This is a genomic window from Bacillus sp. BD59S (assembly GCF_007363175.1).
Taxonomy (GTDB): domain Bacteria; phylum Bacillota; class Bacilli; order Bacillales; family Bacillaceae_G; genus Bacillus_A; species Bacillus_A pacificus.
Window position 1 is genome coordinate 1,023,423 of record NZ_CP034686.1, and the last position, 12,910, is coordinate 1,036,332.

Sequence of the window (12,910 nt, forward strand, 5' to 3'; positions counted from 1 at the left end):
TTATCCTTCCAAAGTAAATGAAGAGAAGGTGATCTGTTTATATGCAGTTAATGGAATAACACTTGCCACTTTAATTTTCTTTTAATATAATTAATTTAGAATTTTTAAATATTCTAAATTTTATAAAGGTGGGGTTTGTGTGAATCTCGTTCAATCTTTGGCTGAAACGGCGAAAAAGAAGGGGGATAAACCGGCTTATATATTTATGGATCAGTCGGTCTCATATGACCAATTAAACAAAATGGTCACAAGGTTTTCTAGCAATTTAGCAGCAATGGGCATTGGAAAAGGGGACAATGTCGCATTAGTTGTTGGAAATTCACCACATTTTTTGGTCGGTTTATACGGAACAATGAAAGCTGGAGCAACTGTTATTCCAGTTAATCCAATTTATACAGCAGACGAAATGCATTACATTTTACAAAATGGAGATGTAAAAACAATCATCGTACTCGACGTCCTTCTACCTGTTATACAATCTCTTACAACAAGACTTCCTTCATTAGAAAACATCATCATATGTGAAACCTCATCAGATTTTAACCATACAGAAACCGAAAAAATGAAAACGTTTACCAGAATGATAGGGGCTGGAGATTTAACTTACGAAGGTCCTGAACTAGATGAAGAAGATGTAGCGGTTATTTTATACACTTCGGGCACAACTGGAAAACCGAAAGGTGCTATGTTAACTCATAAAAATTTATATAGTAATGCGAGTGATGTGGCATCGTATTTACAATATACGGCTGATGATCGCGTCGTTGCGGCACTGCCGATGTTCCACGTATTCTGTTTAACAGTGGCGGTAAATGCACCGATTGTGAACGGAGCAACGATTTTGATGTTACCGAAATTTAGTCCGAAAGAAGTATTCCGTATTTGTCGTACGTACGAACCGACGATTTTTGCTGGTGTACCGACAATGTACAATTATTTATATTTATTTGAAGAAGCAAGCGCAGAAGATGTGAAGACGCTTCGCCTTTGTATTTCAGGTGGTGCGTCAATGCCTGTTGCTCTTCTGCAAAACTTTGAAAAACGTTTTGACGTTATTGTTTCAGAAGGATACGGTTTATCAGAAGCATCACCAGTTACTTGTTTCAATCCGCTAGATCGTCCTCGTAAACCAGGATCGATTGGCACAAATATTTGGCATGTAGAAAATAAAATTGTAAATGAGCTTGGGGAAGAAGTACCTGTTGGTGCAGTCGGTGAATTAATTGTTCGCGGGCCGAACGTTATGAAAGGATATTATAACGCACCAGAAGACACAGCTGCGACGTTGAAAGACGGCTGGCTATATACAGGTGACTTGGCGAAAATGGATGAAGAAGGTTACTTCTATATCGTTGATCGTAAAAAAGATATCGTCCTAGTTGGCGGTTATAACGTATATCCTCGTGAAGTAGAAGAAGTATTATATACGCACGAATCAGTAGCGGAAGTTGTCGTAATCGGCGTTCCTGATGAAAACTTAGGAGAAGCAGTACGAGCTTACGTCGTTCTGAAACAGGCTAACGTAACAGAAGAGGAACTCATGCATTACTGTACGTTACATTTAGCAAAATATAAAGTACCAATGAGTATCGAGTTTTTAGCAGAATTGCCGAAGAATACGACAGGCAAGTTGCTGAGAAGAGCTTTGAGAGAGAAAGCGATACAAGTTTAAAAATAGAGGCAACCATCTTTATGAAGATGGTTGCCTTTCTATTTTTTAGCATTGGTTAAGCTAGGGTGCCATATATTTAAACCGTAATATGACTAATAAGGAGGAGATATACGTGGAGCAGAAGGAATTACGTTTGCAACGAGTACAATATCTTATTTGTGACATTATGGATGAAATGAACGCGGAAAGTGAGAAGAAAAACTTAGAAATACTGCAGCAAGTCATTGATCATCTTTCAGGAGCGATAGGTGATTTAGTGGATCCATCAAGCTCGTACTCTATCGATTATTTAGAACGGAAAGTTCATACGGCGCATTATTTACTTTTTAAAAATGAGCGGAAAGCGTACTTATGTAGGAAATAATAGTATTATTTTTGTTTGACATTGATAATCATTATCAATATGATGGTTATGTTGGGTATATTCATATAAAGGGAGATGTCATATTGATAATGATTAAGAAAAAACATGTAAATGCATTTGTTATAGCAGCAACGTTAGTAGTTCCATTTAGCGGTATTATGGCACCAATCGAGAAAGCTGAAGCAGCGGTTGAAATGAAAGCAAATAGTAAACTAGCAGATGGCACGTATGACGTTATTTTAAAGACTTATAAAGATCAAACGAATGATACATCTGTTGCGTCTACATATTTAAAAAATGCAAAAGTAACCATTCAAGGTGATAAAAAAATCGTTACGTTAACAGTTCAAGATAGTAGCTATTTCCAGTATCTTAGAGTAGAAGATACGAATAAAGTAGGGACATTCCATGATGTAAAAGTAATTTCCGAAGATAAAGCGAATAACGGTACGAAAGTTGTTCAATTTGAAATTGATGAGTTTTCGAAAAAACATAATATGCAAATGCATATATTAATTCCAGCAATTAAATATGATCATAAATATCAAGTACAGTTTGAAATTGATGCGAGTGCAATTGAACAGAATCCTAAATTCTCTGACGTACCAGCATGGGCACAAGAATCAGTTCAATATTTAGTAGATAAAGAAGCAGTACACGGTAAGCCAGACGGTACATTTGCACCAGCTGAAAATATCGATCGTAGTTCCGCTGCAAAAATGTTAGCAACTGTTTTACGGTTAGAAATTAAGAAAGATGCAAAGCCATCATTCCCTGATGCACAAAATCACTGGGCAACGCCGTATATCGCTGCTGTTGAAAAAGCAGGTATTGTAAAAGGTGATGAGAGGGGTAACTTTAATCCGAGCGGGTTAATTAACCGTGCATCAATGGCTTCTATGCTAGTAAATGCATATAAATTAGAAAGAAATGAAAATATAAAACTACCGAAAGAATTTGCTGACTTAAACAATCATTGGGGTGCGAAGTATGCCAATATTTTAATCCAAGAAAACATTTCAATTGGAACAGATAATGGCTGGGCTCCAGATAAAGCGGTAAGCCGTGCGGAAGCAGCACAATTTATTGCGAAGACGGATAAGTTGAAGAAATAAAGTGAACGAAAAGTCAGTGAGGATTTTCCCACACTGACTTTTCGTTATTAAAAAAACAAATTCCAAGTTGACACATGCGAATTGCGGAATTAAAATGAAAAGAAATCGAATACATTAGAAGCTAATCAGATAAACTGAAGGCGCACAATGTTCACGTTTGTGAATATATTGTGTGCCTTTTTCTATTGTATAAACTAAGGGGGGATTTAACGATGAAACAGTGGGGAAAGACAGCGTTTATGAAAAGTACAGGTGTTTTATTATCAGCAGTTGTACTTTTATCAGGGTGTGGTTCAGCAACATCCACTAATAATTCTGAAGGAAGTGGAGATAAAAATACAGTTGAGCTTTTAAATGTTTCGTATGATCCAACTAGGGAGTTATATCAAGATTTCAATAAAGATTTTGCGAAGTACTGGAAAGAGAAGCATGGGCAAACAGTAAATGTAAAACAATCACACGGAGGATCTGGAAGTCAAGCGCGTTCTGTCATTGATGGCTTAGAAGCAGACGTTGTTACACTAGCACTTGCTTATGATATTGATGCAATTAGTAAGAAGAAACAACTAGCAGAAGATTGGCAGAAGCGACTTGCGGATAATTCCACTCCGTACACATCAACAATTGTATTTCTTGTACGAAAAGGAAACCCGAAAGGAATTAAAGATTGGGATGATTTAACGAAAAAAGGTGTGTCTGTCATTACGCCTAATCCGAAAACATCAGGCGGAGCACGTTGGAACTATTTAGGGGCATGGGGATATGCGTTGAAAAAATATAACAATAGTGAAGATAAAGCGAAAGAGTTTGTCGGTCAAATTTATAAAAACGTGGAAGTACTAGATTCAGGGGCACGCGGAGCAACGACAACTTTCGTTGAAAAAGGAATTGGTGACGTATTAATCGCGTGGGAAAATGAAGCATTACTATCACAAAAAGAGCTCGGAAAAGATAAATTTGAAATTGTAACACCTCCAATTAGTATACTAGCGGAACCACCAGTAGCTGTTGTGGATAAAGTAGTTGATAAAAAAGGAACGAGAAAAGTGGCAGAAGGATATCTTGAATATTTGTATTCAGAAAAGGGGCAAGAAGTTGCAGCGAAAAACTTCTATCGCCCTCGTAACGAAAAGGTAGCAGAAAAATACGCATCTCAATTTCCGAAGATTCAATTATTTACAGTAGATGAACTATTTGGTGGTTGGAAAAAAGCGCAGGAAAAACATTTTAATGATGGCGGTATATTCGATCAAATTTATAAAAAATAAGGGGGGATGAGGTGAAAGAAGATGAGGAAAAAACGTGTTTTACCGGGGTTTGGATTATCTCTTGGATTTACAATGCTATATATGAGTTTATTCGTACTTATACCACTTTCTATCGTATTTATTCAAACTTCACAGTTAGGTTGGAAGAAATTTGCTGAGGTTGTAACGAGCGAGCGTGTACTGCATTCTTATCAAGTGAGTTTAACGACTTCACTTGCAGCAGCAGTTGTAAATGCCATTTTTGGTTTGCTAATTGCTTGGGTACTCGTTCGTTATACATTTCCAGGGAAACGATTGTTAGATGGATTAATAGATTTACCATTCGCTCTTCCGACTGCTGTAGCTGGTATTACACTGACAACGCTATATGCCGAAAATGGCTGGGTGGGGAAAATATTTAGTTTGTTTCATATAAAAGTAGCTTTTACGCCGCTCGGAATTATTGTTGCACTTACGTTTATTGGGTTACCGTTTGTCGTTCGAATGGTGCAACCGGTACTTCAAAATATTGATAAAGAAGTAGAAGAGGCGGCTTCTAGTTTAGGGGCGTCACGCCTCCAAATATTTATAAAAATCATTTTGCCAGAAATATTCCCAGCCTTACTTGCTGGCTTTTCACTCGCATTCGCAAGGGCATTAGGAGAATACGGATCTGTCGTTTTTATCGCCGGGAATATGCCGATGAAAACAGAAATCGCACCGCTTATGATTATGACGAAACTAGAACAATATGATTACGCAGGTGCAACAGCTGTGGCGACCGTGATGCTTATTATTTCTCTCCTGTTCCTTCTTTTTATTAACATGATTCAAAGCTGGAGTAGAAGGCATGAATTAAAAAGTGAATAGGAGGAGAGAAAATGGAACCAACATTATTAGAAAAGAAAATAGTAAAAAGCGTGTCATCTAAAAAAGATTCAAAGCTTGTACCGAGTATATTAATTACGATTACAGTTTTATTTTTATCTCTCTTTCTATTGCTCCCGCTCGTAACAATTTTTTTGAAAGCTTTTGAAAAAGGATTTGATGTATATCTTGCTGCTATCACAGATCAAGAAGCATTTTCAGCAATTAGGTTAACGCTTCTCGTTGCGTTAATCGTTGTGCCACTTAATACAATATTTGGGATAGCGGCCGCGTGGCTTATTACAAAGTTTCAGTTTAAGGGGAAACAGGTATTATTATCTCTTATTGAACTGCCGTTTGCCGTGTCACCAGTTATCGCAGGATTAGTGTTCGTTTTACTCTTCACACCGAGGGGGGCTCTTGGTGAATGGTTACTCGAACATGGAGTGAAACTTATCTTCTCTGTACCTGGCATTATTATCGCAACAATCTTTGTAACTTTCCCGTTCGTTGCACGTGAATTAATTCCGATTATGCAGGCGCAAGGGAAAAGTGAAGAGGAGGCAGCTTTATCACTTGGCGCAAGTGGCTGGAAAATGTTTTGGCGCGTTACGCTTCCCAATATAAAATGGGGTCTTTTATACGGCATGATTCTATGTAATGCCCGTGCTATCGGTGAGTTTGGAGCCGTTTCTGTTGTATCAGGTCACGTGCGCGGCATTACGAATACGATGCCGCTTCATATTGAAATTTTGTACAATGAATATCAATTTTCAGCAGCGTTTGCAGTAGCGACGTTAATGTCATTAATCGCGGTGTTTACGCTCGTTATAAAAAACTGGATCGAATGGCGAATGGAAAAACGACAATAAGGGGGATTACGGTGAGTATTCAAATTCAAGGTGTATCAAAACAATATGGTACATTTCAAGCGTTGACAGACATTCATTTGGATATCCCAAAGGGTGAACTTGTCGCCTTATTAGGCCCGTCAGGTTCTGGAAAAACGACGTTATTACGAATTATTGCAGGATTAGAAGAAGCGGATGAAGGCTCTATTTCATTTGAAGGGGAAGATCTAACAGACATTCACGTAAAAAATCGGCAAGTCGGTTTCGTCTTCCAACACTATGCGCTTTTTAAACATATGAATGTATTTGAAAATGTCGCTTTCGGTTTAAAAGTAAGAAAGAAAAGCTTAAGACCTTCAGCAGAAGCGATAGAAGAAAAGGTAATAGAATTATTAAAGCTTGTAAAGATGGATGGCTTTGCTAAACGTTATCCAGCTCAATTATCTGGCGGACAACGACAGCGTATCGCACTCGCGCGGGCACTTGCAGTCGAACCGAAAATTTTATTACTTGATGAACCGTTCGGTGCACTTGATGCAAAGGTGAGAAAAGAATTACGAAGATGGCTCCGAAAATTACACGACGAATTTCAAATTACGAGCGTATTCGTAACGCATGACCAAGAAGAAGCGTTAGACGTTGCAGACCGCATCGTTGTAATGAATGAAGGGCGCATTGAACAAATGGGAACACCGGAAGAAGTATATGAAAATCCAGCAAGCCCGTTCGTGTACGACTTTTTAGGAAATGTAAATTTATTTCACGGCCGCGTCCATAAAGGTAAGCTAAATGTAGGATCCGTAGAACTAGAAGCACCAGAGCATAAACACGTTTCAAACGTAGACGGAGTAGCTTACGTAAGGCCCCATCACTTATCCATCTCCCGTACGAAACAAAGTGTAGATGCAATCCCTGCGAAAGTATCATACTCTCACGCAGTTGGACCTGTCGTATATGTAGAATTAAAACGAGATGGAACAGATGAGTACTTAGAAGCAGAAATAAGTAAAGAACAGTTCAAGCAGCTCAGTATTCAAGCGGGTGATGTTGTATACGTACAGCCGAAAGAAGTGAAGGTGTTTATTCCGGAGGATTTTGTTATTTAAATAAAAACCGAACCACCATCTAAATGGCGGTTCGGTTTTCTTTATCTATTTTTTCTCTACTAATTTTTTATTCTTCCAATCTAGTGTGAACGATTTATTAAATGTTTTTTGATCAACATCTTTTACGTTGTTTCCAACCCAGTTTGCAGTTCCAAATGTGTAGCCTGGACGAAGTTGGTAGTCGTCGGCGTGTTTCGTATAAGCGACTTGTAGGTTAGATTGGTCTGTATTTTTTTCAGAGATAACAACAGCAATCATACCCGGAGAGAAACCGCTATTTGTTAGCGCTGGAAGTTGATCCATCGGTATTAAATTACCTTTTGCATCAGATTCATATAGGTATGTGCGAGAGTACATGAACAGTTGATTTCCGTATAAAGAATGGTAGGAATCCCGTGTATAAATACCCCAGTTTTGATTGTTATATCCGTTAAAGAATACGTTCCATTTTACGTTTTTATTTGTTTGGTCAATTAAATTTGTTTTATAGCTTGTTTGTTTATAGCTTACAGAGTCGGACCAAGTTACTTGACCAGTTGCGCCAGCTTCAGCGCTAGGCCCATTTGGCGTTGCAGAAGCTTTAACAGAACCGCCAAGTTGATAAGATACACTAGAGGTTACAGTCGTTTCTTCTACAGCATTTGTAGGTGCTACGTTAAAGAAACGGGCGCTATTATCTTGAAGATTAAAGGCAATATCATATTGTGAAGGATAGCGTAATGTTGCACTAGCGCCAGGGATTGGGTAGTTATCAATAGGCGCACTACTTATAGTAGGATTTGCTTTTAGAAAACTACCAGTTGTATTAATAACGGCAATCTGTTTATCAGCGCTTGGATCATCGATAAAAGTTACCTTTAAAGACATTGTCATATTATCAGTTTGATCATTATTAAATGTATTATAGCTCGTATGTGTTTTTGCATTTTGCCCGATATCTGTTACAACTTGTGACGTCGTTTGAGCGTAAGCAGCAGGTGTTGAAAGTGCCAAAGCGCTACTAGCAAAAACAGCGGAGAATGCTAAACATTTTAAATACGTTTTAGAGCGTTTCATACAATCACTTCCTTTTATTTTTGTCGATATATGTCGTATTTCGTTTATATCGTAACATGAAAATAAAACGGAAGGGATAGTTATGCATAATTGCATAGGTGAGTTTTGGATAGTGAAATTTTATGAATCCTTCTCAAGGGAATCGCCGCTGTATTGTTTATATATTCCTCCTCATCAACTCCCCAACTTGCGTCGCAACATACTCAACATCACTATCAATTTCGTCTAACACGTAAGATTCCAAAATGCCCATGACAGCCGTTCCTAAAAATTTTAAAATGATGTGTTTATCGATGTTTTTATTTATTGATGTGTTTGTGTTTAACTTTTTCTCTATTTCGCCCATGATGAAAATTAATAATTTTTTTTGAAATGATAATGTGCTGTTACTTTTAAATAACGCCGCGAAAAATGGTTTGTGTTCTTTGAAGTATTCAAACCATATGATCGTTCCTTCTATAAATCCTTTGTTTTGTTTCTCATAGCATATTTCTTTTAATTGGTCTAAATGATCGTCCACAATTTTATCTAATAAATTGTACTTATCTAGATAGTGTAAGTAAAAAGTTTTTCGCCCGATGTTTGCTTTTTCGGTAATGTTTTTTACTGTAATTTCGTCGAAACCATCTGTAATTAACATTTCTATAAATGCCGATTGAATGGCGTTTTGTGATTTTATAATTCTTCGATCGATTTTCTCCATATGGTGTTCCTCCGTTGTTGATACACATATTTCTGTATGTGTGTATTATGACCTAAATGCGTAAATGTGGTCATTGAAACAAGTGGTTGCTCGCTTTATTATAAATATACACATGAGTAATAACTCTCACAAGTGTAAAATTAAAAATGAGATAAAGGTGGTTTTATATATGGCAGTTACGAAGAAAAATGTACGATTTTATGCAAGAGGTTTACAAGTTGCAGGTATTTTGAACATTCCCGAAGGTGCTGAGGAAAAGAAACAAAATGCAGCGATTGTTTGTGTGCATCCAGGTAGTAGCTGTAAAGATCAAACAGCAGGGTTGTATGCGGAAAAGTTAGCAGAACAAGGGTATGTAACGCTTGCGTTTGATGCATCGTATCAAGGTGAAAGTGAAGGTGCACCGAGATATATGGAAGAGCCAGCTGCGCGAGTTGAGGATATTCGCTCAGCAGTAGATTATGTAACTACCCTACCTTATATAGATGAAGAACGTATCGGTGTGTTAGGGGTTTGTGCAGGCGGTGGTTATGCGGTAAATGCTGCGATGACAGAACGCCGTATTAAAGCGGTTGGTACAGTTGTTGGTGCAAATATCGGTCGTTTAAATCGTGAGTCTAACCCGATTGGTGTGTTAGAGGCAATTGGTAAACAACGTACTGCTGAAGCGCGCGGAGCAGAAGAAATGATTACAAATTGGATTCCTAAAAATCAGGAAGAGTTAGCGGCAGCAGGTATGACGGATATAGATATTGTAGAAGCAGTTGAGTATTACACAACGCCGCGAGGTCAAAGTGTGAACTCTCCAAACAAATTAAACTTTACAAGTATGGGATCGGTAATTGGTTTTGATGCGTTCCATTTAGCAGATACGTTATTAACGCAGCCGCTGCAAATTATTGTCGGCAGCAAGCAAGGCGCATTCGGTTCTTATAAAGATGGTCATGAGCTTTATGAGAAAGCAGCATCAGAGAAAAAAGACTTACTTGTTGTGGAAGGTGCGAGTCACTACGATTTATATGATCAAACAGAACCAGTAAAAATTGCGGTTGAAAAATTAACAAGTTTCTATAACGAAAATCTGTAAAAGGAATGTTGTTTTGAATTGCACCTCTAATTGTTAGATTTGCGTCTAGCAATTAGGGGTTTTTATTGTGAAGATTGCAGTGCTTAATATTTACGTTTAACGTGCATAACAAGATATAATAGAAGAAATACATAAGGAGGCACGCTGTGAAGAATCTTCGCTATTTCAATATATTTACTATGTTACTTGTATACACACTACTTATGTTTTACATTGGCTGGAACGGCTGGGTTTGGCTTCATGCAGTATTTGGCTGGGAATCTTGGGGATATTACGCTTTCGTAGTCGGATTTATTTCATATGCGTACATTCTCGTGCAAGTGTTTAAGTTTCTGCCATTCCTACGAACGATAGGTTCGATTTGGTTTGCGGTCATACAATACGCGCTTATGCTATTGCCTTTAGCTAATATTATGGTCTTTCTTTTACAGTTTTCAGTGGAGAAAGAAGCGGCAATTATTTGGACAGGGGCGGCTGTGTTAGCTGCATTTATTTTAATCTTTGCGTACGGAGTATTCAACGCATATAGCCCGGTAGTAAGAAAATACGAGGTGCACATACCGAAAAAAGTAGAGGGACGTAAAAGCTTACGCATTGCGATGGCTTCTGATATGCATTTCGGTAAATTGTCTGGTGTTTCGCATTTAAAAAGACTTGTCCGTCATGTAAATGAAATGGAGCCTGATATTATTTTACTGCCAGGTGATATTATAGATGATCATCCAGGTGTGTTCATTCAAAAAAATATGGGACATATTATGAAACAGATGAAAGCTCCACTAGGTGTATATGGTGTGTTAGGAAACCACGAATATTACGGGCGAGCAGTTCCAGAATTCCTGCAAGAGATGGATAAGATTGATATTCGCATTTTATTAGATGAAGTAATTACAATTGAAGATCAGTTTTATCTCGTTGGAAGAAGGGATAAAACTGAGCGAGATCGCCAAAGTTTTGAAAATCTTATGAGTACGGTAGATAAAACGATGCCAGTTATCGCAATGGATCATCAACCATTCGAGTTAAAACAAGCAGCGGATGCTGGCGTAGATTTACTATTATCCGGTCATACGCACCGCGGACAAATGGCGCCAAATCATATTGTAACGAGAAGAATGTACGAACTAGACTGGGGATACGCACAAAAAGGTGCATTCCACGCAATTGTTTCTTCTGGTTTCGGATTTTGGGGACCACCATTAAGACTTGGAAGTAGGTCGGAGATTGTACAGGTGGAGGTTACGTTTGAATTAGTGTATGTAATAGAGAGCTAATGGCTCTCTATTTTTACAAATAAAAAAGGCTCCACATAAGGAGCACTCAATAAAAACAAATGAATTAAAACAAATAACAGACATGTATAATATACAACATTTGTAATTTAATATCAATATATTCGGATTTAAAACTTTCGTTGGTGTTGATTTTATAAAAGAGGTACGATTATAAGAGGCGGCTAAGATAGAGGGGGATTATAAGTGATCATATCAGATATACTATACGGAGAATTTGAAGTGGATCCAGTAGTAGAAGAATTAATCTTAAGTAAGTCTGTGCAAAGACTAAAAGGTATTCATCAAACTGGCGCAAGTTATTTAGTGAACAAGGAATGGAATGTAACGCGCTTTGATCATTCAGTTGGCGTTATGTTGTTAGTTAAAAAGTTAGGTGGTTCAGTAGAAGAGCAAATTGCAGGTTTACTGCACGACGTATCGCATACTGCTTTTTCTCATGTGATTGATTACGTTTTTGATAATAGAAATGAAAGTTATCATGAAGAGATATTTAGTTCTGTTGTGAAAAACTCAGAAATTCCAGCGATTCTTGCAAAGTATGGCTATAACTATGAAGATATTTTATTAGATGATTCAAAGTGGACGTTATTGGAAAGGTCAGCGCCCGAATTATGCGCAGATCGAGTGGATTATACGTTACGAGATATGTATACATATGGGTATATTTCTTTAGAAGAAGCTCACAGTTTTTTAGAAGATGTAATTGAAGTAAACGGAAAAATGGTCCTTCAAAACATCGAAATGGCAGAGTGGTTTACAGAAACGTATTACAAAGAAGTCATCGATTTCTTTATGCAACCAATGAATAGTTACGGAAATGATATGTTAGCAAAAACGCTAAAGTTAGCTCTACACAAAAAGGTTATTCATGCAGATGATTTTCTTCTTGAAGATGATGAGCTAATTTCGAAATTGCAGCAATGTAGTGATCCAGAAGTACATGCTTTATTAAGCAAAGTCCACCCGAATGTAATAGTAAAAGAAGATAGAAACGATTACGATTTGTATCAGAAAAATAAAGTCCGTCTCATTGATCCTCCATTACTTCATGAAGGGGAAGTTGTTCCAGCGTCTGTCGTATCAGAAAAAATAAGGCAGATGAGCGAAATTGCTTATGAAAAAGCGGTGAGAGGGATGTATGTGAAAGTGATTTCGGATTAACAGAAAGAAGGTATCATCACATAAGATGATACCTTCTTTCTATTCATCTAATATTTTCCACTCGTTTCCCCAATCCTTCATCGCGTCAAAAATAGGACGGAGTGTTTCACCTTTTTTTGTTAGTGAATATTCCACGTGAGGTGGCATAGTTGAATAGATTGTTCTCTTTATAATATTTTCTTGTTCAAGTTCTTTTAAGCGAAGAGATAGGGTGCGTGGGCTAATACCGTTTAGGCATCTTTCAAGCTCAGCAAAACGTTTAGGACTATAAAACAAATCTCTTAAAATTAAGAAGGTCCACTTTCCGCCTATTACAGACATTGTTTTTTCAATAGGGCATTTTAATAAAGTTTCTTTATTTGTATTTTCCATATAAACACTCCTTA

The 12,910-nt window shown here is 37.6% G+C and carries 13 protein-coding genes; 10 read left to right on the forward strand and 3 right to left on the reverse strand.

Annotated elements, in window-relative coordinates:
* Positions 1-139: 139 nt before the first annotated feature.
* The 7 genes from EKQ63_RS07170 to EKQ63_RS07200 all read left to right on the forward strand — a co-directional run bounded on the left by EKQ63_RS07170 (position 140) and on the right by EKQ63_RS07200 (position 7,222).
* Positions 140-1,672 (forward strand): fatty acid--CoA ligase family protein, encoded by a 1,533-nt coding sequence (locus EKQ63_RS07170; RefSeq protein ID WP_087951613.1) that lies wholly within the window; start codon positions 140-142, stop codon positions 1,670-1,672.
* Positions 1,673-1,784: 112 nt separating this feature from the next.
* The gene (locus EKQ63_RS07175) at positions 1,785-2,036 is read left to right on the forward strand and encodes a hypothetical protein (protein WP_143880917.1); all 252 of its coding nucleotides are present in this window, start codon (positions 1,785-1,787) and stop codon (positions 2,034-2,036) included.
* Positions 2,037-2,125: 89 nt separating this feature from the next.
* Positions 2,126-3,151, forward strand: coding sequence for an S-layer homology domain-containing protein (locus EKQ63_RS07180; RefSeq protein WP_143880918.1), 1,026 nt, complete (start codon positions 2,126-2,128; stop codon positions 3,149-3,151).
* A 212-nt stretch (positions 3,152-3,363) separates the two neighbouring features.
* Positions 3,364-4,419: a sulfate ABC transporter substrate-binding protein gene (locus tag EKQ63_RS07185; protein ID WP_087951615.1), complete on the forward strand. Its 1,056-nt coding sequence runs from the start codon at positions 3,364-3,366 to the stop codon at positions 4,417-4,419.
* A gap of 21 nt (positions 4,420-4,440) precedes the next feature.
* On the forward strand, positions 4,441-5,268 hold the full coding sequence (gene cysT, locus EKQ63_RS07190; RefSeq protein ID WP_087951616.1) for a sulfate ABC transporter permease subunit CysT: 828 nt from the start codon (positions 4,441-4,443) through the stop codon (positions 5,266-5,268).
* Positions 5,269-5,279: 11 nt separating this feature from the next.
* A complete protein-coding gene (gene cysW / locus EKQ63_RS07195; protein ID WP_087951617.1) occupies positions 5,280-6,137 on the forward strand; it encodes a sulfate ABC transporter permease subunit CysW in 858 nt (285 codons plus the stop codon).
* Positions 6,138-6,148: 11 nt separating this feature from the next.
* The gene (locus tag EKQ63_RS07200; RefSeq protein WP_143880919.1) at positions 6,149-7,222 is read left to right on the forward strand and encodes a sulfate/molybdate ABC transporter ATP-binding protein; all 1,074 of its coding nucleotides are present in this window, start codon (positions 6,149-6,151) and stop codon (positions 7,220-7,222) included.
* A gap of 45 nt (positions 7,223-7,267) precedes the next feature.
* On the opposite strand, the gene cytK2 is transcribed toward EKQ63_RS07200, so the two are convergent.
* Together cytK2 and EKQ63_RS07210 are read right to left on the reverse strand one after the other, a co-directional pair.
* Positions 7,268-8,278 (reverse strand): beta-channel forming cytolysin CytK2, encoded by a 1,011-nt coding sequence (cytK2, locus tag EKQ63_RS07205; RefSeq protein ID WP_000830612.1) that lies wholly within the window; start codon positions 8,276-8,278, stop codon positions 7,268-7,270.
* Between the two features lie 157 nt (positions 8,279-8,435).
* Entirely contained in the window at positions 8,436-8,981 is a 546-nt protein-coding gene (locus tag EKQ63_RS07210; RefSeq protein ID WP_087995376.1) for a TetR/AcrR family transcriptional regulator, read from the reverse strand.
* Positions 8,982-9,150: 169 nt separating this feature from the next.
* Here EKQ63_RS07210 and EKQ63_RS07215 point away from each other — a divergent pair, with 169 nt between their 5' ends.
* From EKQ63_RS07215 to EKQ63_RS07225, 3 genes are all read left to right on the forward strand, one after another.
* Positions 9,151-10,068 carry an alpha/beta hydrolase gene (locus EKQ63_RS07215; RefSeq protein WP_143880920.1) on the forward strand — a complete coding sequence of 306 codons (918 nt, stop codon included), beginning with the start codon at positions 9,151-9,153 and terminating at the stop codon, positions 10,066-10,068.
* Positions 10,069-10,214: 146 nt separating this feature from the next.
* Entirely contained in the window at positions 10,215-11,342 is a 1,128-nt protein-coding gene (locus tag EKQ63_RS07220) for a metallophosphoesterase (RefSeq protein ID WP_143880921.1), read from the forward strand.
* A 204-nt stretch (positions 11,343-11,546) separates the two neighbouring features.
* Positions 11,547-12,524: an HD domain-containing protein gene (locus tag EKQ63_RS07225; protein WP_088327908.1), complete on the forward strand. Its 978-nt coding sequence runs from the start codon at positions 11,547-11,549 to the stop codon at positions 12,522-12,524.
* 39 nt (positions 12,525-12,563) lie between these two features.
* Here EKQ63_RS07225 and EKQ63_RS07230 read toward each other — a convergent pair whose 3' ends face one another.
* Entirely contained in the window at positions 12,564-12,896 is a 333-nt protein-coding gene (locus EKQ63_RS07230; RefSeq protein ID WP_087951621.1) for a winged helix-turn-helix transcriptional regulator, read from the reverse strand.
* Positions 12,897-12,910: the final 14 nt, after the last annotated feature.

Bases quoted from the DNA above. Each gene is read 5' to 3' on its own strand.
- EKQ63_RS07180 (WP_143880918.1), top strand. From the start codon at position 2,126: ATGATTAAGAAAAAACATGTAAATGCATTTGTTATAGCAGCAACGTTA.
- EKQ63_RS07185 (WP_087951615.1), top strand. From the start codon at position 3,364: ATGAAACAGTGGGGAAAGACAGCGTTTATGAAAAGTACAGGTGTTTTA.
- cysT (WP_087951616.1), top strand. From the start codon at position 4,441: ATGAGGAAAAAACGTGTTTTACCGGGGTTTGGATTATCTCTTGGATTT.
- cysW (WP_087951617.1), top strand. From the start codon at position 5,280: ATGGAACCAACATTATTAGAAAAGAAAATAGTAAAAAGCGTGTCATCT.
- cytK2 (WP_000830612.1), bottom strand. From the start codon at position 8,278: ATGAAACGCTCTAAAACGTATTTAAAATGTTTAGCATTCTCCGCTGTT.
- EKQ63_RS07210 (WP_087995376.1), bottom strand. From the start codon at position 8,981: ATGGAGAAAATCGATCGAAGAATTATAAAATCACAAAACGCCATTCAA.
- EKQ63_RS07215 (WP_143880920.1), top strand. From the start codon at position 9,151: ATGGCAGTTACGAAGAAAAATGTACGATTTTATGCAAGAGGTTTACAA.
- EKQ63_RS07230 (WP_087951621.1), bottom strand. From the start codon at position 12,896: ATGGAAAATACAAATAAAGAAACTTTATTAAAATGCCCTATTGAAAAA.